The sequence below is a fragment of the Enterococcus sp. DIV0724b genome, assembly GCF_050531475.1.
In the GTDB taxonomy this organism is placed as follows: domain Bacteria; phylum Bacillota; class Bacilli; order Lactobacillales; family Enterococcaceae; genus Enterococcus_L; species Enterococcus_L haemoperoxidus.
Map to the genome: position 1 here is coordinate 1,356,680 of NZ_CP172890.1, position 24,869 is coordinate 1,381,548.

Sequence of the window (24,869 nt, forward strand, 5' to 3'; positions counted from 1 at the left end):
TTTAAACTGAATTACTTAACCCCATGAATGTCCATTTTAATAGAACAATTGAAAAACAAATGCAATGGCAAAACCGATCATGGAAGAAGTCATCATTGCTTCAGTTCCTCTAGAAACGCCTGAAAGATAATGTCCTGCTAATAAGTCGCGTAAGGCATTTGTGATCTGAACACCTGGGACAAGTGGCATCACGCAACCAATAATGATCATATCCTGATTAACACCTAATCCTATCTTACTACTCAAAAGAGCAGCGCAACCAATAAAGAAGGCCGCTAAAAATTCAGAAAGAAACTTGATACGTAAAACTTTTAAACTGGCATAATAAAGAATATAACCGAGTCCTCCGATTAAACAAGTTAAAAGTAAATCGGACCAAACACCGCCAAATAAAATCATAATCGTTCCGCTGACAACGGCAGCACTGATAAACCGCAGCCATAGAGGAAAGAATTTTCGTTCTTGTTCTAACGTTTTTAGTTGTTCTAGAAGTTCATCTAATGTATAAAGTCCAGTCACATATTCTCTGGAAAGCTGATTGATTCTGGACACTTTTTCTAAATTGATCGAACGATTTAAGATTTGAACCATCCGAATCGTTGATGTGCCATCAAGTCCCACGAAAAGCCCAGTTTGTGTGACATAGCTGACCAAACGATAATCTCCTGAAGCTAAAGCAATTCGGCTCATGGTATCTTCTACTCGATACATTTCCGCATCACTTTCCAGCATGATTTTCCCAGCTAGTAAACAAGTCTCTAAGACTTTTTCGATATCTATCGTTGCCATTTCGTTTCCTCACTTTTAAGTTCTGTCATCTTATCTATGATTAGTATAGTTGATTATGGCAAGAAAAAATAGCACGGAACAATAAAAAGAAAAATAACTATCAAGCAGTCTGCACAATCTATAGACATTTGCGTCAATTACAAGAATATTTAGACATTAGAATATCTCTTTGACACTTCTTATCGTATAATAAGAAAAAGTACAGAATGATTGGGATGAAAAAGATGATTTTATTGGGTTCTTTGGTGAATGGCTTAGCCATTATTTTGGGTAGTTTACTTGGTGCTGTTTTACGAAATATTTCCGAACAAATGAAAGATACCGTAACGAAAGGTATTGGATTAGGGGTTTTAGTATTAGGGATTCAAATGGCTTTTAAAACATCCTCTTTTATTGTAATTCTGATCAGTTTATGTTTAGGCGCAATGTTAGGAGAAGCGATAGGGATTGAAGATAAGATGAATGAGTTTGGTTTAAAGTTAGAAAAGCGTTATGCAAAACCAGACAGCAACTTTGCTGATGGATTTGTGACTGCATCGTTGATTTTTCTTATTGGATCAATGGGAATCATTGGCGCAATCGAAAGTGGTGTGGCGAATAATCATCAAACGTTATTTACAAAAGCTGTAATGGACGGCTTTATGTCGATCATGTTGACAGCTACATTGGGTGTTGGCGTTCTTTTTTCTGCAGTGCCTGTTTTTCTTTATCAAGGAATTATTGCTTTGTTTGCTAGTGTCTTAATGCGCTATATACCTAAAGAGTTACTGGATTTATTAATGGGGGAAATCAGTGCAATCGGTGGTTTGATGATTTTTGCAATCGGCTTGAATATTATGGACATCACTAAAATCAGAGTGTCGAATTATTTGCCAGGCATTCTTATTTTGATTGGAATCGTTACGGTACAATTTTATTTGTAATCAATAAAAATACTCCAGAAAATTGAATGAAATAGTGACAGACAGTTGTCATCATTTGTATGTTAAACTCATCTTATAAATGTTGAAGGAGTGAATTAAATGACCATTCAATTAACGGAAAAAATAATAAAAGGTAAGAAAATTCGCACGAATAATCATCGTTTAGATGAAATTATCGCTTTATGGAACAAAGTCCCAGAAATGCATTTAGATGGAGAGTTTTTCGCTGTCTATTCGAACTATGAAAGCAATTTTCAAGGAGATTATGATTTGTTGGTAGGGAGCGAACAAGCTGATTTTACTGAAAGTTCAGTCATTCATACCGGTGAGTATGTAGAGGTTTCAGTAGCAGAGGCAAGCCCTAAAGGCGTGGGAGAAGCTTGGCAGAAAATTTGGAAAGACGAAGCATTGGAAAAAAGACGTACCTATTTATCAGATGTAGAACATTACAAAGCAGATGGGACGATCGTAATTTACCTTTCTGTATAGATAGGATAAAAATAGTTGGCGTAAACGTTATTTCGGACCTGTAGAAAAGCTAATCAAGCTTTTCTATAGGCTTATTTTTTTAGTCAAAACAGTCTAGATATTGTTGTTTTTGCATATTTATTTAATAATGATGTATAAATTTATAAAAAACCATTGACTTGTATAATGAGAAAATTTATAATATGAAAAACAACACTCGTTTGATAAAAAATAAAAAGAAAAGAAGTGAAGCTGATGAAGGTCTCAATTGTTGGGGTTACAGGGTATAGTGGGTTAGAGCTGTTACGCTATCTCAGACAGCATCCATTTGTTGAAGTTGTTTCGATCCATAGTCATTCAATGAATAAAAAATCATTAGAGGACATTAATCTTCATTTGAAGCAACTTATTTCTTTGCCGTTAGAAAAAATCGATCCAAATGAAATTATGGAAAAAAGTGATCTAGTCTTTTTAGCAACACCTTCTGGTATTTCAAAAGAGCTAGCACTGCCTTTCATTGAAGCTGACTTTCCGGTGATCGATCTATCAGGAGACTTTCGTTTAAAAGAAATTGGAGAATACGAAAATTGGTATGGATCGAGTGGAGCTCCGATGGATATGATTCAAAAATTTGATTATGGTTTAGCCGAATATCGGGAAAATCCTGAATCAAAATGGGTCGCTAATCCTGGTTGCTATGCAACCGCAGCAGAGTTATCTTTAGCACCATTATTAAAAGCGGATAAATTGGTTTTAGATTCTATCGTCATCGACGCTAAATCAGGTGTTTCTGGTGCAGGAAAAGGTTTGTCGCAAATAACACATTTTACTGAAACACATGATAATATGACGTTGTATAAAATGAACAGTCATCAGCATATTCCAGAAATTATTCAGCAGTTAAAAAAATGGGAATCGCAACTTTTAGCAATCCAATTCTCGACCTCTTTGATTCCAGTGACTCGAGGTATTTTCTTAACTGCATACGCTAAATTACAAGAACCGATTTCTGACGAGAGATTAGTTCAATTATATCAAGCACATTTTGAAAAGAGTCCTTTTATCCGGGTTCAAGAGGTAGGTCATTATCCTGTACTAAAACAAGTGATTGGCTCGAATTACTGCGATATTGGGCTATCTTATAATCCAAAAATGAATATGGTCACGATCGTAACTGTTCTCGATAATTTAGGCAAAGGTGCCGCTGGACAAGCGATTCAAAATTTGAATATTTTTGCTGGATTTGATGAACGATGTGGTCTGGATCAGTTACCGATTTATCCATAGAAATGTATTATTAAGTAAAAATGAAGAGTTAAAACGTAGAGGAGCGGTAAGTATGAAGAAGGTCATTGTTATAAAAATGGGTGGAGTAGCCAGCGATAACTTAACAACATCATTTTTTGAACAAGTCGATTGCTGGCAAAAAAATGGGAAAAAAATTGTGATTGTTCATGGTGGTGGACATTATATTACTGAAATGATGCAGCGTTTGAATGTACCTGTAGTGATAAAAGATGGATTGCGGGTAACGACAGAAGAGGCATTGGATATTGCACAAATGGTGTTGATCGGGCAAGTACAACCAATGATCACTACTCATTTTCAACAAGAGGGATTTTCAGTTGTTGGTTTAAATGCATCTTGCGGTCAAATCATTACAGGAACGTTCCTTGATAAAAATACATTAGGTTCAGTTGGACAAGTCAAACAAGTAGATACGGAATTGTTAGAACATCTACTTGAAACGAAGCATATTCCTATTATTGCTCCTTTAGGTTTAACCAAAGAAGGAGAATGGTTGAACATTAATGCTGATCATGTAGCTTGTAAAGTAGCAGAGGAATTGCAGGCTGAAAAATTGTATTTGCTAACAGATGTTCCAGGCGTAAAAAAAGAAAATCAATGGCTGAAAGAACTTTCTACCAATGAAATTCCCATGCTTAAAACAGCTAAAATCATCAAAGGTGGAATGTTGCCTAAATTAGAAAGTGCTGTAACCGCCATCAAAGGTGGTGTAAAAGAAGTACATATCACAAATCAAATTCAACATGCCGGAACCATTATCAAATCTAAGGAGGTCTTTGCATGAGTTACCTATTTCCGAATTACCAAAGAAAAAAATTAGAGTTGATCAAAGGTTCTAAAAATACGCTAATCGATCAAATCGGAAAAAGGTATCTTGATTTTACAAGCGGTATTGGGGTAATGAATTTAGGATATAATGATCCTGAGCTGAATCAGGTGTTGTTAGAGCAATCTAGTCTGTTATGGCATACACCTAATTTGTACGAAAATGATTTACAAGAACAAGTAGCTGAGAAGTTAGCAAATGGAAAAGACTATGTTAGTTATTTTTGTAACAGTGGCGCAGAAGCGAATGAAGCTGCAATCAAATTAGCTCGCAAAGCAACTGGTAAAAGTAAAATCATTACCTTCACAAATTCTTTCCATGGTCGAACATACGGTGCGATGAGCGCGACAGGACAAGATAGTATTCATGCAGGATTTGAGCCCTTGGTTCCTGATTTTATTTATCTCCCTTTTAATGAACTAGAGCCAGTAAAAATGGAAATCGATCAACAAACCGCAGCAGTCATGCTAGAATTGATTCAAGGTGAGGGCGGTGTATTACCGGCAGATGTATCGTGGATTCAAGCTGTACAGTCTCTTTGTAAAGAGCATGGGGCTTTGTTGATCATCGATGAAATTCAAACAGGAATCGGTCGAACAGGTAACTTTTATGCTTATGAACAATATCAAATCGAACCAGATATTTTCACATTGGCAAAAGGGTTAGGTAACGGCATTCCTGTTGGGGCAATGCTTGGTAAACGGAGTTTAGCAAATTTTTTTGGTCCAGGCAGTCACGGTTCAACTTTTGGCGGTAACAAATTAGCAATGAGTGTTGCTTGTAAAGTTGTCGAGCGCATCAATCAACCAGCATTTTTACAGGATGCTCAGAAAAAAAGTGGACAGCTATTTTCTGGTCTAAATCAAATAGCAGAAAAAAGTAAAATGATCACTGGGATTCGTGGGAAAGGTTTAATGATCGGTATCGAGTTAGCTGATCAACATACCTTGAGCGTTGTATTGGAGCAATTAGAAGTCGAAGGGTTGCTAGCATTAAAGGCTGGTCAAACAGTTTTACGTCTTTTACCACCATTAACGATCACAGAAAAAGAAATTGATCAAGGTTTAGTGATCATTGAAAAAGTCTTAAACAATCTGGAGTCACAAATAGGCTTTTCAGAAAAGGGAGAGTGATAAATAATGAATTCCATGTATGGTAAAAGTATTTTGAATTTAACTGAGGTAAGTAAAGAAGAATTTTTATCAATTATTGAGCTAGCTGTGGCAATAAAAGCAAATCCAGAAGCATATCGAGGCGTATTAGCTGGGAAAATCTTAGCGATGATTTTTGAAAAAAACAGTACTAGAACGCGGGTTTCGTTTGAAGCTGGAATCATTCAACTTGGTGGTCAAGCGATTGTTTTAGATTCAAAAAGTACACAAATGGGCCGGGGAGAACCTGTCAAAGATACAGCAAATGTGATGTCCAGTTATGTGGATGCTATCATGATACGTACTTATTCTGATCAAATGGTTGCTGAACTAGCGGCGCAAGCATCCATTCCGATTATAAATGGACTTACGGATGATCACCATCCATGCCAAATTCTAGCAGATTTTCAAACGATTTATGAGCAAAAAGGCAAACTGGAAGGAATCAAGTTAGCCTATATCGGTGATGGCAATAATATGTCCCATTCGTTTTTGATTGGTGGAAGTTTAGTTGGGATGGACGTGAGCATCGCAACACCAAAGGGGTATGAACCAAAAGCGGAATTTGTTGAACTTGCTAAAAAGAATGCCAAAAAAAGTGGAAGTAAAATTGAAATTGTAAATACTCCTGATCATGCAGCAAAAAATGCCGATGTCATCGTAACAGATGTCTGGGCAAGTATGGGAGATGAATCTGAACAAAAAGAACGAGAAGAAGTTTTTAAGACGTTTCAAGTTAATAACCGACTAGTCGTCCAAGCGAAAAAAGATTACCTCTTCCTGCATTGTCTACCTGCTCATAGAGGAGAAGAGGTATCAGTTGATATTATTGATGGAGCACACTCTGCTATTTATCAAGAAGCGGCCAATCGTCTTCATGCTCAAAAAGCACTGATGGTCAAAGTTATGGCAAACTTATAAAAAATGATAAGCGCGGGTAAAAAGGAATAATTTCTGATCCCGCCATTTATCTGGATTTGATGTTATTAGAAAGTGACTCACAGAGTTATTTCCTAGTCACATCATTTTATTTTTTTAAACGTATACATGATCCATTGATCCGTAGTAGATTGACTTGTCATCGAGAAGCCGAACTGAGACATATACTTTTGAAAATCAGTTGATTTTTTTAATTTTGGCAAAAAGTAATTGATTTTTGCAGACTCACAAGCAAAAATGACAACACCATTTTGTTTGAGTACCCGATAAATTTCATGTAAGGCTTGCTCTAAGTCATCCCAGTGAAAATGCGTTTGAAACGCCGTTACAAGATCAAATGTTTCAGAATCAAAAGTAAGGTCATGGATATCCATTTTTTCAAAATGAAGCATTTTATCTGAATAATTTCTCTTTGCTTGTGAAATGGCCTCTTCAGAAATATCAATACCTGTCACGGATCGAGTATTTCTTTGTTCCAAAAGATAAGCACTGGAAATACCATTACCAACGCCAATATCTAAAATAGTCGAGTGATCCGGCAACTCGATTTTAGTTGTTGCCCATTTTACTAAAGGTAGGTAAATGGTATTCCAAAGGCGCATCATCAAAATCCCTAAAAATCCCGTTGGCTTTTTCGATTGTTTTAATAAAAGCCGAAATGAGCAAATCAATAACACAATCAATACAATACTAATTCCAATAAGCACAAAAAAACTCCTTTATTTCATATTCATCCCTTTAATAGAGTATACAATAAAAAAACAACCGTTAGGAAAAAATAGATTAAAATGATGACAAAATCAATGCAAAAACCAAGTTATCCGCTCCATAATCCATCAATTCTGTTAAAATTAAAGGAAATCTTTAATATATGACAGAAAATGTTAAGTTTTGTTTGTAGTTTTGGCTTGTTTTTAGTAGAATGAAACTGTATGAATAGAATAAAAGTGAGGTGTAGATAAATGGGTTTTACAGATGAAACTGTACGTTTTGATTTTGATGACAGTCGTAAGAAGGAAGTAAGTGAGACTCTAGCTACTGTATACAAGGCTTTAGAGGAAAAAGGATATAATCCGATTAATCAGATTGTGGGCTATTTACTTTCTGGAGACCCGGCCTACATTCCTCGTTATCAGGACGCTCGAAATTTGATTCGTCGTCACGAACGGGATGAGATCATGGAAGAGCTGGTTAAATATTACTTATCTGATCATGGAATCACTATTCGATGAGAGTAATGGGACTTGATGTCGGCTCAAAGACAGTAGGGATTGCAGTTAGTGATCCATTTGGCTGGACGGCACAAGGTGTAGAGATTATTCGCATCAATGAAGAGCAGGAAGAATTCGGCTTTGAACGCTTAGCAGAATTAGTCAAAGAATACGAAGTGACTAGATTTGTTGTCGGCTTGCCCAAAAATATGAACAATTCGATCGGCCCAAGAGCAGAAGCATCAATGGCTTACGGAAAGAAAATCGAAGACATGTTCCAAATACCGGTTACTTATCAAGATGAGCGTTTAACAACTGTTCAAGCAGAGCGTATGCTAGTGGAGCAAGCAAATACCTCAAGAGCTAAAAGAAAAAAAGTAATCGATAAAGTAGCTGCTGTCATGATTTTACAAAATTATCTAGATGGCGCTAGCAATAAAATTTAAACGACTTGTTTAAAAAACAAGTGTAAGATAAAAGGAGAGCAAAACAAATGGCAGAAGAACATAACCATGATCATGATCACGAAGGACATGAACACATCACTTTAGTTGATGAACAAGGCAACGAAACATTATATGAGATTTTATTGACAGTTGACGGACAAGAAGAATTTGGTAAAAACTACGTACTTCTATACCCAGCTGGCGTTCCAGAAGAAGAAGATGTTGAATTACAAGCATATGCTTACATCGAAAACAACGAAGGAACAGAAGGCGAATTACAACAAATCGAAACAGATGCTGAATGGGACATGATTGAAGAAGTTTTCAATACATTCATGGCGGAAGAAGAAGAATAGAGTTAAAAGAGTAGCTGAACCCTTGATGCATAAGGGTTCAGCTTTTTTATTTGTTTTAATGAAACGGCATTTTTTTAATTTAACTGTTCTTTCTTTTGATTCTTGCGACAAGTGACTATAGTTGTCCATGGTCATTTTTATTGACGCATGTTGCAATCTGTATTGAACTACTTTCAATACTTGCCCAAGCTTCCAGTAATAAACTAACATGGATGCGTTTTGTGACTTGAACAGAGTAACTTTTACTTTTTAGACTAAATTGCAGTTATTTTTCATCGGATTTTTTTGGTATCAATCTATTGCCTAATTAAACATTACTTTTAACTTTTCAAGGTCGCATCTTCTTTTATCTAAGAGAACAACAGACTATTTTCTTTTTTTATTAAAAGTACTATACTGAATCAACTTCCACTTTCTCCTTTTGATAATACATCGAAAGAATCAACCCAATCCCAATGAAATTAGCCAAATAAGCTGTACCACCCTGACTAATAAAAGGCAATGGAATCCCAGTCAACGGAAGTAAACCAATATTCGATCCAATATTTTCAAGAATATGAAATAAAAAATACATAATCACACCAGTGGTAATATAGGCATAAAATTCACGCTTCGCATTTAACGTACAAATCAACATTTGATAAATTAAATAAAAGAACAATAGAATCAATGCGCAAGTCCCAACAAAACCATAAGCTTCTCCAATGACAGTGAAAATCATATCGGATTCACGAACAGGAACATAGACTTGCAAATTTGTTAATCCTTTTCCTAACATTTCACCGGACCCAATTGCGGTCAAACCACGGGCTTGCTGAAATGAAATTGAATCCGCATATTCAAAAGGATTGAGCCACGCATGAATTCGATTAAATTGATAAGGTTTAAAATGCAGGAATGAAAGAATTTTTTGCCCTTGTTCAGTCAAGACTAGCAAAATACCACTAACACCAAGTACACCAATTATACTGAAACCAACGGTTAAAATTTTCCAAGAACAGCCAGAAACAAGTACGATACCAAGAAAAATCGAGATGAAAACTAAACTTGTACCGAAATCTTTTTGATAAAACATCAAAGCTAAAACAGGTAAACTGACAATAACTAATTCACCCAACAAATGAAAATCTTCTTTTGACGTTGAAGGGGTTGTGGCGCGTTGTCTTCTTCTTGTAACGATATAAGCTAACATCAAAATATAGCCAAGCTTCATGAATTCTGATGGTTGAAATGAGATAGGCCCTAGCCTAAGCCAACGTTTCGTTCCTGTAGCGGCTGCCATAACAGGATCATGAAACTTTATAAGCAATCCCATTAGAATCAAGGATAGGCCGTATAAAGCGGGTGTTAATTTCCATAGATATTTGATAGGGATAAACATAGTACCGAACATTGTTCCGATTCCTAAAATAGTCCATAAAAGCTGTTTTTTTAATAACGGAGCAATCGATTCAACCATTGGATCGGCATGAAACGCACCATACTGAGCAATAAATCCGACGAGTATCAATAGAAAAACAGGTAACAAGAGAGCGTAATTCACTGGTTCGCTTTTTGCTGTTAATGATTTTCTCATACAACGCCTCCTTGTCGTCTAACTGTTTCTCTAAGTTCTGTTCCACGTGCATTCAAGGCAACACCAAGCGTGATGCTTAAAATCAGTAAACTAGACCCACCGTAACTGATAAAAGGAAATGTCAAACCGGTCATAGGGATATAACCTAACAGGCTACCAACGTTTACAGAAACTTGAAGGAAAAGCAACATTCCACATCCGATGTAAAGGTAAGAGTAGTAAAGGTATTTTGATTTTATTGCTAATAAAAACAAACGAGCAACAATAAAAAATACGGCGAATAAAATACCCAAAGAAAAAATCAATCCTAACTCTTCTATACAGATAGCAAAAATAAAATCCGTATCAGCTGCTGGAAGAAATCCTTTTTTCTGAATACTATTTCCTAAACCTAAGCCCCAAAAACCGCCATTATGCATGGCATAATAAGCATTAGAGGTTTGAAATCCCTTGCCAGTTGGATCGATAAAAGGATTTTGCATTACTTCAAAACGTGTTACTAAATAGCTGAATTTTTGAGGCATCCAATCAGTGGGAATCGACAATAAAAGAACCGTCCCTAACCGTTTTATTGCAACAAAGCCAACTAAAGCAAGTGATGTAAACAAAGGAGAAAGACCACTAAATAAAAACAATACTAAAACAAGAATAAAAATCATTGAAGCACCAGCTATATTTGGCTGTAAAGCAACAAAAAACATAAAGAAAATCGAAACCAGTAACGAGCGTTTGTGGTTTTTAAACGTAAACGGAACTAAGGTATCATTTTTAGACAAGTTAGAAGATAAGTACAATACAAGGACTAAAGGAACTAACTCAGACGGCTGAAATAAAAGAACACCTAAATTGATCCATCGTTTTGCACCACCAACGCTTGTTCCGATAAAAGGCAACGCAACAATTGAGAGAAATGTTAATGCCAATAGGAAATACATCATCTTGGGTTTGCGAAGAACGCTCAAATTGACTCGATATACAAAACTCATGCAAAACAAACTAAAAAGAAAATACATTGATTGTTTGATTGCTTTACTTGCGGTCCCTAATTCACTGTCCAGCAATTGATAGGAACTTGAGCTATAGACCATCAGAATACCTACAACACATAAGATTAAATAAGGGATCAAAATATAAAAATCGACATAATGCAGTTTGGATAATCTTTTAGGCCAGCTCATCGTGAGGCTCCATCATTCAAAAAGTCTTGAATGGCCAGTGTATTTTGTTTTTCATCTACTTCCAAGACACTACCAGCATCGGTATAGTCGTTAAAGGCCCAGCTCCCTTTTACTGGCACAGATAACGTTTCTAGATTTTTTACTTTTCCTGTGAGAAAATCTTTTGCTAAATCTACAAGGAGATCACTTGGAATGTTTGTGTCTAAGTAACCGACCGCTTCACCAGCAATTTTTGGTAACTGCATAAAAGCAACTGCATCCTTAGATTGCTTAGCTAGAGCATCCATGACTTGCTGTTGTCTTCTGACACGTCCAAAATCTCCCTCTTCATCCATTCTAAAACGAGCATACTGCAGTAAAGTATTACCGTCCATGATTTGTTTGCCTTTTTTGATATCAACATTGTCTAAGTTGATGTCTTTTTCCGCATCAATTTCAATTCCTTTGGGGTAAAGTTCATTGATCAATCGGATAAAGTTATTAAAATCAGCGGATATATAATAATTGATTGGTAAACCAAAAGAATCATTAAGAACTTTGCGGGTTAATTCTGCTCCGCCATAAGCATAGGCAGCGTTGATTTTTTCTAAACCATGACCTGGTATGGATACATAAGAGTCCCTCATGATCGAAATTAATTTTGGCTGTTTCGTTTCGCTATTATAATGAGCGACCATCAATGTATCTGCACGTCCGCCATCTTCATCATCTTCACGCCCATCGTCACCTATTAGCATGATTGTGATCTCTTTCGTATTTGTTTGTTGATCACCGGAAAAATTATTATTCTTAGTCTTATTTACTTGAGAGAGAGCCATTTTCTTTCCGTTATGAAAGGTGATTGCAGTATAACTCCCGATTCCAGTCAGAAGTAAGATAATACTAAGAAGTATACAAATTAAGAATTTCATTCCTGTTTTCATTTTTTATTCCTCGCTAATCATTTTAATTGATCGTCAAATAAAGTTCGGCTTTAGGAATTGTTTTAGATGGGGATAAAGAGTTCTTTTTGCTGTGAATAATAAGTGACAGACAGTCAAAGTCTAATTTCGTCAACCTGTAAACCGTCACCTCCAAAATCAAAAATACTGTCACCATTATTTATCAAAACAAAAAAACTTCGCTTAAATAACTCAGCGAAGGGGGATTGATTTCAGCACAAAGAGAGCTTATTATCATTCTCATCGTTGAGTTTTAGCACTATGAAACGTAAAAAGCAGAGCTTTTAGCTACTTTGTGAAAAGCCTTAATTCGACAATTCCTGTCCTACCCATTACTGTCTTTCGACATTTTTGAGCAGTAGCCTGTGTTTCCATAGGAGCCTCACCTAACAAGTTATTTAGATCGCCCTAAATATAGTGAATATCGTCATTAATGTCAACTACTTAAGTATTAAATTTTTTATAATAAAAAGTGAGAAAATAGAATAATCCGTGTTGTTTTATCATTTGGCAGATAGGAAATCAAATGCGAGAGGGGCTACTTTAATTTGTCAAAGGCAAGCGCAAATTTGATGCATTTTAAGTTAATAGCCTGACAATTTCGTTTTCTTTACTCTTTCTTAAACTTATTAAAAATAAAATAGAAGTGTCAGAGCCAAGTAAAGAATCATAAAATGCTAGATGAGTGTGCATCAGAGTTAAATTTTCTGTAAGATAGAATAAGTGGAAGAATGCGCTTTTTAGTTTCTCTCATGGTGAAAAACCCGATGATTGTGAAAGGATTAGAACCATTTGCACAAGGAATCATTGTGGATTTTGGTGTCCAAATACAGGCGATTTTAAGTGTTTTGAGTGGTGAGTACACACCATCAGAATTGTTACCTTTTCAGATGCCGGCAGATATGGAGAAGGTTGAACAAGAAGAAGATGTGCCACTTGATATGCTTTGCTATAAAGACAAGTTAGACCACGTTTATGATTTTGATTATGGCATGGATTTTGAAAAACGAATCGAAGATGAACGTGTGAAATATCTAAAATAGCATGTTTTTGAACAGTGACGAAACCTAAAACGTTTCGTTACTGTTTTATTTTTCGTCAATCAAATCATTAAACAAATAAAAATATGCGTGCTATAATGAAAAAAGTGATACAAGTCATGTAACTGTATTATAAAAAAAGATTTTTTTATTGTTTAATAACGAATGTTTCTTTTTGTATTAACGTTTTTTTGAAAAAGAAACATGATTATAAAAGGAGTGTAACACATGGCGGAAAAAAGCAGAAATGGCGCTAAAGTGATTGTAGAGAGTTTGAAAAACCATCAAGTTGATTATGTTTTTGGGATTCCAGGAGCAAAGATCGATGGACTATTTAATGCATTAGTGGATGACGGACCTGAATTGATCGTAACGCGTCATGAACAAAACGCTGCTTTTATGGCAGCAGCTGTTGGACGTTTGACCGGAAATCCGGGTGTGGTAGTTGCAACAAGTGGTCCGGGTGCAAGCAACTTAGCAACAGGTTTAGTCACTGCCACCGCAGAGGGCGATCCTGTACTAGCCATTGGCGGTCAAGTGAAACGCAGAGATTTACTAAAATTAACGCACCAAAGCATGAACAATGCTGCTTTATTTGAACCCATCACTAAATATAGTGTAGAAATTCAAGACCCAGAGACTATTTCTGAAGTTCTTGCAAATGCCTATCGTTTGGCTAAATCATCAAAAAAAGGCGCTAGTTTCATTAGTATTCCTCAAGATGTGGTGGACGGATCAGTCGAATCTGCTAGTATCAAACCTTTGAGTGATCCAAAGATCGGTTCTGCTTCATCTTGTGATATTCAATACCTTTCTAAACTGATTCAAGCAGCAGAATTACCAGTCTTGTTAGTTGGTATGAGAGCATCTACTGAAAAAGAAGCAAAAGCGATTCGTGAAATTGTTGAGAAAACAAATATCCCAGTTGTTGAAACATTTCAAGCGGCAGGTGTGATTTCTAGAAAACTGGAAGATCATTTTTTTGGTCGGGTTGGTTTATTCCGTAATCAACCAGGAGATATGTTGTTGAAGCGAAGTGACTTAGTCATCGCCGTCGGCTACGATCCAATCGAGTATGAAGCTAGAAATTGGAATGCGGAAGGGGATTCTAAAATCATTGTAATCGATGATACGCCAGCTGAGATCGATCTATATTTTCAGCCGGAACGTGAACTGATCGGTGATATTGCAGAAACGTTAACCGTACTTTTACCTAGTATTGAGGCGAAAATACTATCTGAAAAAGCAATGGATTACTTAGATTTATTGCACGAAAAGCTAATAGAACGGGATGACTTAAAAGAGCGGACAGAAAACGGTCTGGTCCATCCGCTAGAAGTTATTGAGACACTGCAAAATCTTGTGACTGATGAGATGACTGTTACAGTTGACGTAGGTAGCCATTATATTTGGATGGCGCGTCATTTTAGAAGTTATGAACCGAGACATTTACTTTTTAGTAATGGCATGCAAACGTTAGGAGTAGCACTTCCCTGGGCGATTTCAGCTGCGCTTGTTCGTCCGAATACACAAATAATATCAGTATCAGGAGATGGAGGATTCTTGTTTTCTGCACAAGATCTTGAAACGGCGGTCCGCAAGAAATTGAATATAATTCATTTAATTTGGAATGATGGTCGCTATAACATGGTGGAATTTCAAGAGCAGCTAAAATATCATCGAATTTCCGGTGTGGATTTTGGACCGGTTGATTTTGTGAAATATGCTGAAGCTTTTGGGGCAAAAGGATTGCGTGCGGAGACCGTGGAAGAATTAAGAACAGCAATTTTGACTGGGATTCAAACGGAAGGTCCTGTCGTGATCGATATTCCTATTGATTATCAAGACAACGAAAAACTTGGCGAAACGATTTTACCAGATCAGTTTTATTAGAAAGGTGATAACGATGACAAAAGAAGCAATCTTATACCAGCACGGGACATTAGGTGCTTTAATGGCCGGCTTAATGGATGGTACTGAAACAATTGCTAATATTTTGAAAAAAGGCGATTTTGGGATTGGGACTTTATCCGGTCTTGATGGAGAATTGATTATTTTAGGTGGAAAAGCTTATCAAGGAAGAGAAGATGGTGCGCTGATTGCACTATATGAGGATCAAGAAACACCTTATGCTGCAGTGACAACCTTTAAGCCGACAATTACATTTCAAGTCGAACAGCTTACGGATAATCTAAAAATCAATACATTGATCCGTGAACAGTTAAAGAGTGAAAATTTGTTTCATGCAATTAAAATTCACGGGAAGTTTAAAAAAGTGCATATTCGAGCAATGCCGAAACAGGAAAAACCATATAAACGGTTAGTGGAAGTATCCAAAGAACAGCCTGAATTTATTAAAGAAGACGTTACTGGTACTATAGTTGGTTTCTTCACTCCTGAATTATTTCAAGGAGTTGCAGCTGCAGATTTTCATTTGCATTTTATTGATGATGATCAAACATTTGGTGGACATCTGATGGATTTTGAATTGGAAACAGGAACGGTTGAAATTGAACCGATGGACTCTTTATTGCAACATTTCCCTAAAAATGATGAGACGTTTATCCATACTGAAATAGATTATGCAGATTTGAATAAAGAAATTAAAGAAGCAGAATAAAAAAAGCCTAAGACAGTTTGTAACGACCCCAAAAAGTTAGACCTGAAAATCTAACTTTTTGGGGTCACTACATTTCCTTAACTCTGTCTTAGGCTTTTCACTATTTAGAAGCAATTCTTTTTGCCTTCTCTGTATTTGCAAAATGGAGTTTTGCATATTTACTTAATAACGCCATGCCGCCTTTGGCTAAAATCTTAGCAGCGACTTTATCAGAAGCGGTTCCTGCACCGGAAGGCACTTTCATACCTAATTCTTCCGATTCATTATCTAGTTCTTCTAAAAAGGCTGCACGACTAATGATTGAAGCCGCGGCCACAGCAACGTGATATTGCTCGCCTTTCGTGATGAAGTATAACTTCTCACTGACTTGATTTTGTTCGTTGCGCACATATTTCTTGTAATTTGCTTCAGGTGTAAATTGATCGATCAAGATTGCCTCAGGTTTGATTGGTGCGATTTCACTTAACAGTAAATGAATGGCCTGATTGTGTAACGCTACTTTCATGTGGACTGCGTTGTACTTAGGTTGGATTTGGTTGTATTTTTCTGGTTCTACAATCAATAGTTTATAAGGTATCAATTCTTTGATCACATCTGATAGCTGTCTGATTTGAGGGTCAGTTAGCTCTTTAGAATCTCTTACGCCAAGTGCTTTTAACTTTGTGACCATTGTTTTATCGACATAAGCAGCACAGACTGTGACAGGCCCAAAATAACTTCCATTGCCGACTTCATCACTACCTAAAACAGAAAGTTGACTAAAATTAGCTGGAAGTGAAGTGGTCTTTTTTGCTGAAGACGTGTTTGATGTTTTACTTTGAGTTGGCTTTCCCCACTTAGCGGCAGCAGTTTCAGCATCTGGTCCTTGAAAGACAACTTTTCCAGAAGTGTAAGCTGTGATCGTTGTATTGCCAACTTTCGCCACAAACTCAGAATAAGGAATAGTTCTATTTAAATAATTTTTTTCGTAAAATGACTTCATTTTCTTCATAGTATCTTTGTTAACTTTGATTACTTGTGTTTGAGACATCGTAGTGCTCCTTTCAGCTTTTCTTATCTATAGTAAAACAAATGAATAGAAAAGTGAAGCATGATTCTTTATTGAAAACGTAAAAAATAATTGAGAATAATGGCGTTATAATAACGAAAATTTGAGTTTTCAGAAAATCTGTGTTAGAATACATTATAAGTAATGATACTAGTTTGAGTGAGCGGATTTCTGCTCACTCTTTTTAATGGAGTAACACAAAGGGAAAGCACAATGAAATGCTGATGCAATCGACTTTTCATTGTCTAGCTGTATGAATCTGACTTTCGGTGAGTAACAGAAAAAAATTGTGATAAAGAACATCACACTGTTTTTCTTTAAACTCACTCAAGTCAAAGCGATTCACTCCGCTTTTCATTGTCTAGCTGTATGAATCTGACTTTCGGTGAGTAACAGAAAAAAATTGTGATAGAGAACATCACACTGTTTTTCTTTAAACTCACTCAAGTCAAAGCGATTCACTCCGCTTTTCTAATAAAACTAGTACGTTACATAAATCTCGAAGGAGGCGAAAATTTTGAGTAGTGTTGTGGAAACTGTTACCGAGTTAGTCACACCAATCTTAGAAAAACAAAATTTTGAACTTGTAGAAGTAGAGTTTGTCAAGGAAGGAAGAGACTGGTTTCTCCGTGTCTTTATTGATAAAGAAGGCGGTATTGATATCTTAGACTGTGCACTTGTTAGTGAACAGCTGGATGAAAAGCTTGATGCTATGGATCCTGATCCGATTCCTCAAGCATACTTTCTGGAAGTATCCTCTCCGGGAGCTGAACGTCCGTTGAAGAAAGAAAGCGACTATGAAAACGCAGTTGGAGAATACATTCATGTTTCACTTTATCAAACGATTGATGGTGAGAAGCAATTTGAAGGTATCTTAAAAACAGTAGATAAAGATCAGTTGACCTTGACAGTCAAAATCAAAACAAGAGTCAAAGATTATACATTTGAACGAAAAAACATTGCAAAAGCTCGTTTAGCAATTCAGTTTTAACTAAGTGAAGACATCAAATAGAACATTCTAGTTTTTACTTATCACGAGATGCAAAATCAACCCATAAAAGGTTGATCAGCTCCGTTCATCTTTCATTTAGACAGTAGGAGGAAATGATAAAAAAATGAGCAAAGAAATGTTAAATGCATTAGATGCATTAGAAGCTGAAAAAGGTATTTCTAAAGAGATTGTGATTGATGCACTGGAAGCAGCATTGGTTTCCGCATACAAAAGACATTATGGGCAGGCCCAAAACGTTGAAGTAGAATTCGATGGTAAAAAAGGCAACATCCATGTTTATGCTGTTAAAGAAGTAACCGAAGAAGTCTTTGATTCACAACTAGAAGTATCATTAAAAGAAGCAATGGAAGTTAATAAAGCATACGAAATGGGTGACAAAATCCGTTTTGAAGTAACACCAAAAGACTTTGGACGAATTGCTGCACAAACAGCGAAACAAGTTATCTTACAACGTGTTCGTGAAGCAGAAAGAAATATTATCTATAACGAATTCAGTGCGTATGAAAATGATATCATGCAAGGGATCGTTGAAAGACAAGATCGTCGTTACATTTATGTAAACCTAGGAAAAATCGAAGCTGTTTTATCTAAGCAAGATCAAATGCCTAATGAATTTTATCAACCGCATGATCGTATCAAAGTATACGTTTCAAGAGTTGAGAACACGTCAAAAGGCCCGCAAGTCTTTGTTAGCCGCAGCCATCCAGATTTATTGAAGCGATTATTTGAACAAGAAATCCCAGAAGTGTATGATGGAATAGTAGAGATTGTAAGCATTGCACGTGAAGCAGGAGACCGTTCAAAAGTTTCTGTTCGCTCAACGGATTCAAATATTGATCCAGTAGGAACATGCGTAGGGCCAAAAGGGCAACGTGTACAAGCAATCGTGAATGAATTAAAAGGCGAAAATATGGATATCGTTGAATGGAGCGAAGACCCAGCAGTTTTCATCAGCAACGCATTGAATCCAGCACAAGTAGTTGATGTTATTTTCGATCCAAACAACAATAAAGCTTGTACAGTAGTCGTTCCAGATTATCAGTTATCACTTGCAATCGGCAAAAGAGGTCAAAATGCTCGTTTAGCAGCAAAATTGACTGGATTTAAAATTGATATCAAACCTGAATCTGAAATGGACGCTTATTATGCAGAACAAGCAGAAAATCAAGCAACATCTGAAGAAGAAACACATGATGCAGAAATCGTGGCATCTGATATGACTGCTGATGATTACGAAAATATTGAGTTTGAAGATAAAACAGTAGAAGACGAAGAACAAGTCTAACGATTTGGAGGGAACGGAATGAAAAAAAGAAAAGTCCCGATGCGTAAATCTGTTGTTTCAGGTGAAATGAAACCAAAAAAAGAATTAGTTCGAATCACGCGTTCCAAAGAAGGCGAAGTTGCAATCGATCCTACAGGGAAGATGCCAGGACGAGGGGCTTACGTTTCGCTTGAGCCTAAAGAAGTGCAAGAGGCCTGGGATAAGCATATTTTAGACCGTGTGTTGGAAACGACATTGACAGATGATTTTTATCAAGAATTATTAGATTATGTTGAACATCAAAAAGCACGTAAAGAGTTGTTCGGCAATGGATAAAGAAAAAATACTAAATTTATTAGGTTTGGCTATGAGAGCTGGAAAACTAGTGACCGGTGAAGAATTGACTATCGGTGATATCCGTAGCAATAAGGCGAAATTCGTTTTTGTTGCCTCTGACGCTAGTGATAATACAAGAAAAAAAATCAAGGACAAATGTTCTTATTACAATGTTCCTTGCAGTGAGTCGTTTTTACATTCAGAATTAAGTCACGCGATCGGTAGAACGCGTATGGTGATTGGTATCAATGATCAGGGCTTTGCGACTAAGTTCAAGGAACTAATCAAAGGTTAGGAAGGTGATTGCATGGGGAAAAAAAGAATTTATGAATTAGCAAAAGAAATGAATCAATCGAGTAAAGATGTTGTCGAAAAAGCGCATGCATTAGGTATGGATGTGAAAAATCACATGGGCGCAATTTCTTCTGAGGAAGAATCAAAACTTCGTAGTTCATTTGGAGGGAACAAGCCTGCAAGTACACAACAAAAATCAGCACCGAAACCACAAGTAGCACACAGTGGTCAAGGGCAAACAAAACCAGCAAATCCAAAACCAGCTAACCAAAATGGAAATAGACCAAACCAAACTCAACAAAGACCGCAACAACAAAACGGACAACAAAATCGTCCGCAGCAAAATAATCAAAATCGTCCAGCACAACAAGGACAACAAAATAACCAAAATCGCAACAACCAAAATCGTAACATGCAAGGAAGCAGCCAAAATATGACTCAAAACCGTTCAAACCAAGGACAACAAAATCGTCCGCAACAAAACAACCAAAATCAAAACCGTCCAGCACAAGCAGGACAACAAAATAATCAAAACCGTAACAATACTCAAAATCGTAATTCACAAGGTAATACGCCAAGTACAAATCAAAATCGTAACACACAAAGCAATACTCAAAATACAAATCAAAATCGTCCAGCTGCACAAGCAGGACAGCAAAACCGTCCACAACAAGGGCAAGCTAGCAATAACTCACAAGGAAATCAAAATCGTAACAATACGAATTCTGGAAACCGTAATAATAGTTTCGGTGGAGGCGGCGGTCAAAATCGTAACCGTAATGGCTACAATAATCAAAACCGCAACAGATTCAACAAAAAAGGTAAAAAAGGCAAATACCAAGAATCAACAAAACCGGCAGTACCAGCGCGTAAATTCCGTGAATTACCAGATGTATTAGAATATACAGAAGGAATGAACGTTGCGGATATCGCGAAGAAAATTCACCGCGAGCCAGCTGAAATCATCAAAAAACTATTTATGATGGGTGTAATGGTCAATCAAAACCAATCCCTAGATAAAGAAACAATTGAATTATTAGCAGTGGATTATGGCATGGAGCCGCAGGAAAAAATTCAAGTCGATGTTGCTGATATTGATAAATTCTTCGAACCAGAAGCATTAGTTGAAGAAAATCTTGTAACACGTCCGCCAGTTGTAACGATTATGGGTCACGTTGACCATGGTAAAACGACTTTGCTAGATACGTTGCGTAATTCACGCGTAACTTCTGGTGAAGCAGGTGGTATCACTCAACATATCGGTGCCTACCAAATCGATATCGATGGAAAACCAATTACCTTCTTAGATACACCAGGACATGCTGCGTTTACAAGTATGCGTGCTCGTGGAGCTGGTATCACAGATATTACGATTTTAGTCGTTGCAGCAGATGATGGTGTTATGCCGCAAACTGTCGAAGCAATCAACCATGCAAAAGCAGCGGAAGTGCCAATTATTGTAGCAGTCAATAAAGTGGATAAACCAGGAGCTAATCCTGATCACGTAAAACAAGAATTAAGTGAACATGGTTTGATCCCGGAAGAATGGGGCGGAGATACGATCTTCGTAAACATTTCAGCGAAATTCAACCAAAACATTGACGAGTTACTAGAAAATATTCTTTTGATCGCCGAAGTTGAAGACTTGAAAGCTGATCCAACGCAACGTGCAATCGGTACAGTGATCGAAGCTCGTTTAGATAAAGGTAAAGGACCTGTTGCTACATTACTTGTTCAACAAGGTTCATTACGTGTTGGAGACCCAATCGTTGTTGGGAATACATTTGGCCGTGTCCGTGTTATGACTAATGATATCGGCCGTCGTGATAAAGCTGTAGGTCCAGCAACACCAGTTGAAATCACAGGATTGAATGATGTTCCGCAAGCTGGTGATCGTTTCGTAGTCTTTGAAGATGAAAAAACAGCTCGTCAAGCAGGTGAAGAACGTGGCAAACGTGCACAACTTGAACAACGTTCATCAAATAATCGTGTAACATTAGACAACTTGTTTGAAAGCCTAAAAGAAGGCGAATTGAAAGACGTTAACGTGATTATCAAAGCAGATGTACAAGGGACGGCTGAAGCTCTTGCAGCAAGCTTACAAAAAATCGAAGTTGCTGGTGTTCGTGTGAAAATCGTTCACTCGGCTGTTGGTGCAATCAATGAAAGTGACGTGACACTTGCTGCAGCAAGTAATGCGATCATCATTGGCTTTAACGTTCGCCCAACACCTCAAGCAAAACAACAATCAGATCAAGAAGAAGTGGACATTCGTTTACACCGTATCATCTACAAAGCAATCGAAGAAATTGAAACAGCGATGAAAGGGATGCTTGATCCTGAATTCGAGGAGAAAATCACTGGTCAAATGACTGTTCGTGAGCTTTATAAAGTATCTAAAGTTGGAACGATTGCTGGTTGTTATGTCACAGAAGGTTCTATCCGTCGTGATAGTGGCGTTCGTGTGATTCGTGACGGAATCGTTATCTTTGAAGGCAAACTTTCTAGCTTGAAACGTTTCAAAGACGATGCTAAAGAAGTTAAACTTGGCTTTGAATGTGGTGCAATGGTTGAAAACTTCAATGATCTTAAAGTTGATGATGTGATCGAAGGCTTTGTAATGGAAGAAATTAAACAATAATAAAAAGAGAGAAGGAGAAACAGTATGGCAAATTATCGTGACCGTCGAGTGGGTCAAGAAATCATGCGTGAAATCAATGATATATTGAGAAAACGTGTCAGAGACCCACGTGTGCAAGATATTACAATTACCGATGTTCGAGTAACTGGCGATCTGCAACAAGCGACGATTTATTACAGTTTGTTATCTGATCTAGCTTCTGATCAACAAAAAGCGCAACAAGGATTAGATAAAGCCAAAGGATTGATCCGCAAAGAATTAGGCCAACGTTTGACATTGTATAAAACGCCGGAACTAATTTTTGAGAAAGATGAATCTGTCCAATATGGGAATCATATTGATGAGCTGATTCGTAAATTAAATCAAGGTGAATAGAATAAAAGCGTAAAACGTAACGGTTATGTAGTTATGTTTTACGCTTTTTTTTGTGTAACAAAGAGTTTGTCTAAAAAAATCATATAATGGAATTTAGTAACCAAAAATGAACAAAATGAGCCAATAACACGGATAATGTTTAAGGTTTGATATATACAAAAAAGCTATAAAATTGTCGTAATATTTCCTTTTTATTGTAGAAATATTTTTAGTTTATAAGTTTAAAATAATCATTTTTGTTACTTATTGTCCTTTTTATGACCTTTTTTGTTGTTGTAAAGATAGTAAAATTAATTTTAGATAAAGTTAATTATTTTATCTTTTTGGGATGTCATTATGACCTAATGATTATTAATAACGATTAATTTGTAAATAGAAAGTGAGGGGGAGCTGATAGGTTTGACAGATAAAAAAGAGAGCTCTTTTAATGGTATGCCGCTTTAGAGAAACAATCAATAAGGATCATCACTCAACTAATTTGAAAGGGGAGATTTAGTATGAAAAAATTAATTTTATCATCATTGCTCATTGCAGCATTTTCTAGTAGTGTTTTTGTTTTAGGGGATCAGGAGGTTTTTGGGGAAGAAAAAAATAGTCGAAAGACAGATATCAATACATTAGAAGATATTGAATTAACCGATTACTTTACGCTTCATGGTGATGCCGAATTGATTGATAGCAATACAGTAAGACTGACTAAAGCTAAATCAAATCAGTTTGGAGCAATCACGCTGAACTCAAAACTGACTTTTGGAGATAACAATATGAACCTCATTTTTGATGTTGACTATGGTACTGCTTCAAAAGGAGGGAATGGGATTGGGGCGGCCTTTCACCAAGGGGAAATTGGAGAAATTGGCAAAACTGGAGTTAATGGTAGCGGTTTAGGTATTTTAGGGTTGAAAAATGGACTTGGTTTTGAAGTCAATACATACCTTGATCCAGCTATTCCAGAGCATGGTGGGCTTATTTCACCTATTGTTGGTCCGCATGTAGGTTTTGTTGAGACAGATAAAGGGGATTATTTAGTAGGGAATAGCATGAAAAATATCCCCTTACCTACTGAAACTGAAAATTTTGGTTTCTTTACTCAAAGTTTTGGCGGTGGATTGATTACTTTAAGGCACAATTATGGGGGCGCAGTATTCTCAGTGGGCCCAAATGTTTACGAAGGTCAGGAATCGACATTTACCTTAGCCGCAACAACGGGTAAAATTGGTAACGAGCAAATAGTAAAATTAAAAGGCTTAGTAGCTAGACTCAGTATACCGGAATTGAAAGCAAACAACATCGAAATTCAACAAGACGAAAAATTTGATCCATTTGATGCAAGGATCGGTTTAGAAGCCTCGGATCAAAGCATAGGAGATTTAACCAATAAGATCAAAGTGGTTTCCAATAACGTAAGTAGTGCTATTCCAGGTACCTATAAAGTGACTTATGAAGTGAAGAACAGTCGTAATGAAGTAGCTAGAAAAACAATCAAAGTTAAAGTCAATATTAATGACACTTGGCCAAATGGTAAAACAGCGGGCTGGAAAATGTTCTCAGGACAAGATATTCAACTGTCGAAGGATCCACAAGCTGCTTTAGTGGGAGATTATACTTTCTATTCTGATAGTCATGCTAGTTTATATAAACATTTTACAGGAATCGACGCTCTAGAAAAAGGGGCCGAATATCGTGCTACGGTCTATATCAAACCACAAAATGGAAAACCAGAAAGCAATCGTGTGAAATTATCTCTGAAAGAGGATCCATCAGGAAAAGAAAGCAGAGAGATTATTAATAACTTCCTTTCGAAAGATCAATTATCTGAAAAAGGTTACTATAAAATAAGCCAAACATTCAAAGTTGGCGAAAATGAAACAAATCCTTTAATCGTTGTCGAAAACTTTAGTGCTGGATATATTGGTTCGATTAATATATCTAAAATTGTTAAGTGAGACCGTTTAGTTGATTAATTAAAGTATTAAAGTAACCTTTCTGATAATCTCTATGCTAATAGAAGCAAAAAAAGCTGAATGGGATCCGTCCTTTTTGGCTTTTTTGTATCTTTTTGAACGATTCCCGAGTCTTTTATGGTGGCATTTTGTAACAGTATTGACTTTTGTAACTATATTGAAA

25 protein-coding genes and 1 riboswitch are annotated in these 24,869 nt (G+C 36.6%); of the genes, 19 read left to right on the forward strand and 6 right to left on the reverse strand.

The window, feature by feature from the left end:
- Nucleotides 1-36 precede the first annotated feature (36 nt).
- On the reverse strand, nt 37-789 hold the full coding sequence (locus tag IGJ02_RS06290; protein ID WP_010760974.1) for a threonine/serine exporter family protein: 753 nt from the start codon (nt 787-789) through the stop codon (nt 37-39).
- A gap of 224 nt (nt 790-1,013) precedes the next feature.
- Between IGJ02_RS06290 and IGJ02_RS06295 the strand changes: the two genes are divergently transcribed.
- The 6 genes from IGJ02_RS06295 to argF all read left to right on the forward strand — a co-directional run bounded on the left by IGJ02_RS06295 (nt 1,014) and on the right by argF (nt 6,386).
- Nucleotides 1,014-1,712 carry a DUF554 domain-containing protein gene (locus IGJ02_RS06295; protein WP_010760975.1) on the forward strand — a complete coding sequence of 233 codons (699 nt, stop codon included), beginning with the start codon at nt 1,014-1,016 and terminating at the stop codon, nt 1,710-1,712.
- Between the two features lie 99 nt (nt 1,713-1,811).
- Nucleotides 1,812-2,201, forward strand: coding sequence for an effector binding domain-containing protein (locus IGJ02_RS06300; protein ID WP_430603686.1), 390 nt, complete (start codon nt 1,812-1,814; stop codon nt 2,199-2,201).
- Nucleotides 2,202-2,435: 234 nt separating this feature from the next.
- Complete coding sequence (gene argC, locus IGJ02_RS06305; protein ID WP_430603688.1) at nt 2,436-3,467, forward strand: N-acetyl-gamma-glutamyl-phosphate reductase; 1,032 nt, start codon at nt 2,436-2,438, stop codon at nt 3,465-3,467.
- Nucleotides 3,468-3,519: 52 nt separating this feature from the next.
- The gene (argB, locus tag IGJ02_RS06310; RefSeq protein ID WP_010760978.1) at nt 3,520-4,272 is read left to right on the forward strand and encodes an acetylglutamate kinase; all 753 of its coding nucleotides are present in this window, start codon (nt 3,520-3,522) and stop codon (nt 4,270-4,272) included.
- Nucleotides 4,269-5,447 carry an acetylornithine transaminase gene (locus IGJ02_RS06315; RefSeq protein ID WP_430603690.1) on the forward strand — a complete coding sequence of 393 codons (1,179 nt, stop codon included), beginning with the start codon at nt 4,269-4,271 and terminating at the stop codon, nt 5,445-5,447. The genes argB and IGJ02_RS06315 overlap by 4 nt, the downstream gene beginning before the upstream one ends.
- A 6-nt stretch (nt 5,448-5,453) precedes the next feature.
- Nucleotides 5,454-6,386 (forward strand): ornithine carbamoyltransferase, encoded by a 933-nt coding sequence (gene argF / locus IGJ02_RS06320; protein WP_430603691.1) that lies wholly within the window; start codon nt 5,454-5,456, stop codon nt 6,384-6,386.
- Between the two features lie 101 nt (nt 6,387-6,487).
- Here argF and IGJ02_RS06325 read toward each other — a convergent pair whose 3' ends face one another.
- The gene (locus IGJ02_RS06325) at nt 6,488-7,111 is read right to left on the reverse strand and encodes a class I SAM-dependent methyltransferase (RefSeq protein ID WP_430603692.1); all 624 of its coding nucleotides are present in this window, start codon (nt 7,109-7,111) and stop codon (nt 6,488-6,490) included.
- Nucleotides 7,112-7,366: 255 nt separating this feature from the next.
- On the opposite strand from IGJ02_RS06325, the gene IGJ02_RS06330 reads away from it, so the two are divergent.
- Genes IGJ02_RS06330 through IGJ02_RS06340 form a run of 3 tightly spaced genes read left to right on the forward strand, consistent with a single transcriptional unit; the run spans nt 7,367 to nt 8,417 of the window.
- Nucleotides 7,367-7,636, forward strand: coding sequence for an IreB family regulatory phosphoprotein (locus IGJ02_RS06330; protein WP_010760982.1), 270 nt, complete (start codon nt 7,367-7,369; stop codon nt 7,634-7,636).
- On the forward strand, nt 7,633-8,061 hold the full coding sequence (ruvX, locus tag IGJ02_RS06335) for a Holliday junction resolvase RuvX (protein ID WP_010760983.1): 429 nt from the start codon (nt 7,633-7,635) through the stop codon (nt 8,059-8,061). The genes IGJ02_RS06330 and ruvX overlap by 4 nt, the downstream gene beginning before the upstream one ends.
- 47 nt (nt 8,062-8,108) lie before the next feature.
- Complete coding sequence (locus tag IGJ02_RS06340; protein ID WP_010760984.1) at nt 8,109-8,417, forward strand: DUF1292 domain-containing protein; 309 nt, start codon at nt 8,109-8,111, stop codon at nt 8,415-8,417.
- Between the two features lie 391 nt (nt 8,418-8,808).
- Here the strand turns inward: IGJ02_RS06340 and IGJ02_RS06345 are convergent, their stop codons facing one another.
- From IGJ02_RS06345 to IGJ02_RS06355, 3 genes are read right to left on the reverse strand one after another with little or no spacing between them, the layout of a single operon-like run.
- Complete coding sequence (locus tag IGJ02_RS06345) at nt 8,809-9,993, reverse strand: FtsW/RodA/SpoVE family cell cycle protein (protein WP_430603693.1); 1,185 nt, start codon at nt 9,991-9,993, stop codon at nt 8,809-8,811.
- Complete coding sequence (locus IGJ02_RS06350) at nt 9,990-11,171, reverse strand: FtsW/RodA/SpoVE family cell cycle protein (protein WP_430603695.1); 1,182 nt, start codon at nt 11,169-11,171, stop codon at nt 9,990-9,992. The genes IGJ02_RS06345 and IGJ02_RS06350 overlap by 4 nt, the downstream gene beginning before the upstream one ends.
- Entirely contained in the window at nt 11,168-12,094 is a 927-nt protein-coding gene (locus IGJ02_RS06355; RefSeq protein ID WP_010760987.1) for an LCP family protein, read from the reverse strand. Before IGJ02_RS06355 ends, IGJ02_RS06350 begins: the two co-directional genes overlap by 4 nt.
- A gap of 249 nt (nt 12,095-12,343) precedes the next feature.
- Nucleotides 12,344-12,513: riboswitch (M-box (ykoK) riboswitch) on the reverse strand.
- A gap of 366 nt (nt 12,514-12,879) precedes the next feature.
- Between IGJ02_RS06355 and IGJ02_RS06360 the strand changes: the two genes are divergently transcribed.
- The 3 genes from IGJ02_RS06360 (at nt 12,880) to budA (ending at nt 15,772) form a co-directional block, all read left to right on the forward strand.
- Nucleotides 12,880-13,155 (forward strand): hypothetical protein, encoded by a 276-nt coding sequence (locus tag IGJ02_RS06360; protein ID WP_430603698.1) that lies wholly within the window; start codon nt 12,880-12,882, stop codon nt 13,153-13,155.
- Between the two features lie 225 nt (nt 13,156-13,380).
- Nucleotides 13,381-15,045 carry an acetolactate synthase AlsS gene (gene alsS / locus IGJ02_RS06365; RefSeq protein ID WP_430603699.1) on the forward strand — a complete coding sequence of 555 codons (1,665 nt, stop codon included), beginning with the start codon at nt 13,381-13,383 and terminating at the stop codon, nt 15,043-15,045.
- 13 nt (nt 15,046-15,058) lie between these two features.
- Entirely contained in the window at nt 15,059-15,772 is a 714-nt protein-coding gene (gene budA, locus IGJ02_RS06370; RefSeq protein ID WP_430603701.1) for an acetolactate decarboxylase, read from the forward strand.
- Nucleotides 15,773-15,872: 100 nt separating this feature from the next.
- Here the strand turns inward: budA and rnhC are convergent, their stop codons facing one another.
- The gene (gene rnhC, locus IGJ02_RS06375) at nt 15,873-16,802 is read right to left on the reverse strand and encodes a ribonuclease HIII (protein WP_430603702.1); all 930 of its coding nucleotides are present in this window, start codon (nt 16,800-16,802) and stop codon (nt 15,873-15,875) included.
- A 535-nt stretch (nt 16,803-17,337) separates the two neighbouring features.
- Between rnhC and rimP the strand changes: the two genes are divergently transcribed.
- The 7 genes from rimP (at nt 17,338) to IGJ02_RS06410 (ending at nt 24,688) form a co-directional block, all read left to right on the forward strand.
- Nucleotides 17,338-17,811 carry a ribosome maturation factor RimP gene (gene rimP, locus IGJ02_RS06380; RefSeq protein WP_010760992.1) on the forward strand — a complete coding sequence of 158 codons (474 nt, stop codon included), beginning with the start codon at nt 17,338-17,340 and terminating at the stop codon, nt 17,809-17,811.
- A gap of 124 nt (nt 17,812-17,935) precedes the next feature.
- Nucleotides 17,936-19,117, forward strand: coding sequence for a transcription termination factor NusA (gene nusA / locus IGJ02_RS06385; protein WP_010760993.1), 1,182 nt, complete (start codon nt 17,936-17,938; stop codon nt 19,115-19,117).
- 18 nt (nt 19,118-19,135) lie between these two features.
- Nucleotides 19,136-19,432: an RNase P modulator RnpM gene (gene rnpM, locus IGJ02_RS06390; protein ID WP_010760994.1), complete on the forward strand. Its 297-nt coding sequence runs from the start codon at nt 19,136-19,138 to the stop codon at nt 19,430-19,432.
- A complete protein-coding gene (locus tag IGJ02_RS06395; protein ID WP_010760995.1) occupies nt 19,425-19,727 on the forward strand; it encodes a YlxQ-related RNA-binding protein in 303 nt (100 codons plus the stop codon). Before rnpM ends, IGJ02_RS06395 begins: the two co-directional genes overlap by 8 nt.
- A gap of 12 nt (nt 19,728-19,739) precedes the next feature.
- Complete coding sequence (gene infB, locus IGJ02_RS06400) at nt 19,740-22,367, forward strand: translation initiation factor IF-2 (protein WP_430603703.1); 2,628 nt, start codon at nt 19,740-19,742, stop codon at nt 22,365-22,367.
- Nucleotides 22,368-22,391: 24 nt separating this feature from the next.
- Entirely contained in the window at nt 22,392-22,742 is a 351-nt protein-coding gene (gene rbfA / locus IGJ02_RS06405; RefSeq protein WP_010760997.1) for a 30S ribosome-binding factor RbfA, read from the forward strand.
- Nucleotides 22,743-23,239: 497 nt separating this feature from the next.
- Complete coding sequence (locus IGJ02_RS06410) at nt 23,240-24,688, forward strand: lectin-like domain-containing protein (protein ID WP_430603704.1); 1,449 nt, start codon at nt 23,240-23,242, stop codon at nt 24,686-24,688.
- The last annotated feature ends 181 nt before the right edge of the window (nt 24,689-24,869 follow it).

Bases quoted from the DNA above. Each gene is read 5' to 3' on its own strand.
- IGJ02_RS06290 (WP_010760974.1), bottom strand. From the start codon at position 789: ATGGCAACGATAGATATCGAAAAAGTCTTAGAGACTTGTTTACTAGCT.
- IGJ02_RS06295 (WP_010760975.1), top strand. From the start codon at position 1,014: ATGATTTTATTGGGTTCTTTGGTGAATGGCTTAGCCATTATTTTGGGT.
- IGJ02_RS06300 (WP_430603686.1), top strand. From the start codon at position 1,812: ATGACCATTCAATTAACGGAAAAAATAATAAAAGGTAAGAAAATTCGC.
- argC (WP_430603688.1), top strand. From the start codon at position 2,436: ATGAAGGTCTCAATTGTTGGGGTTACAGGGTATAGTGGGTTAGAGCTG.
- argB (WP_010760978.1), top strand. From the start codon at position 3,520: ATGAAGAAGGTCATTGTTATAAAAATGGGTGGAGTAGCCAGCGATAAC.
- IGJ02_RS06315 (WP_430603690.1), top strand. From the start codon at position 4,269: ATGAGTTACCTATTTCCGAATTACCAAAGAAAAAAATTAGAGTTGATC.
- argF (WP_430603691.1), top strand. From the start codon at position 5,454: ATGAATTCCATGTATGGTAAAAGTATTTTGAATTTAACTGAGGTAAGT.
- IGJ02_RS06330 (WP_010760982.1), top strand. From the start codon at position 7,367: ATGGGTTTTACAGATGAAACTGTACGTTTTGATTTTGATGACAGTCGT.
- ruvX (WP_010760983.1), top strand. From the start codon at position 7,633: ATGAGAGTAATGGGACTTGATGTCGGCTCAAAGACAGTAGGGATTGCA.
- IGJ02_RS06340 (WP_010760984.1), top strand. From the start codon at position 8,109: ATGGCAGAAGAACATAACCATGATCATGATCACGAAGGACATGAACAC.
- IGJ02_RS06345 (WP_430603693.1), bottom strand. From the start codon at position 9,993: ATGAGAAAATCATTAACAGCAAAAAGCGAACCAGTGAATTACGCTCTC.
- IGJ02_RS06350 (WP_430603695.1), bottom strand. From the start codon at position 11,171: ATGAGCTGGCCTAAAAGATTATCCAAACTGCATTATGTCGATTTTTAT.
- IGJ02_RS06355 (WP_010760987.1), bottom strand. From the start codon at position 12,094: ATGAAAACAGGAATGAAATTCTTAATTTGTATACTTCTTAGTATTATC.
- IGJ02_RS06360 (WP_430603698.1), top strand. From the start codon at position 12,880: ATGATTGTGAAAGGATTAGAACCATTTGCACAAGGAATCATTGTGGAT.
- alsS (WP_430603699.1), top strand. From the start codon at position 13,381: ATGGCGGAAAAAAGCAGAAATGGCGCTAAAGTGATTGTAGAGAGTTTG.
- budA (WP_430603701.1), top strand. From the start codon at position 15,059: ATGACAAAAGAAGCAATCTTATACCAGCACGGGACATTAGGTGCTTTA.
- rnhC (WP_430603702.1), bottom strand. From the start codon at position 16,802: ATGTCTCAAACACAAGTAATCAAAGTTAACAAAGATACTATGAAGAAA.
- nusA (WP_010760993.1), top strand. From the start codon at position 17,936: ATGAGCAAAGAAATGTTAAATGCATTAGATGCATTAGAAGCTGAAAAA.
- rnpM (WP_010760994.1), top strand. From the start codon at position 19,136: ATGAAAAAAAGAAAAGTCCCGATGCGTAAATCTGTTGTTTCAGGTGAA.
- IGJ02_RS06395 (WP_010760995.1), top strand. From the start codon at position 19,425: ATGGATAAAGAAAAAATACTAAATTTATTAGGTTTGGCTATGAGAGCT.
- infB (WP_430603703.1), top strand. From the start codon at position 19,740: ATGGGGAAAAAAAGAATTTATGAATTAGCAAAAGAAATGAATCAATCG.
- rbfA (WP_010760997.1), top strand. From the start codon at position 22,392: ATGGCAAATTATCGTGACCGTCGAGTGGGTCAAGAAATCATGCGTGAA.
- IGJ02_RS06410 (WP_430603704.1), top strand. From the start codon at position 23,240: ATGAAAAAATTAATTTTATCATCATTGCTCATTGCAGCATTTTCTAGT.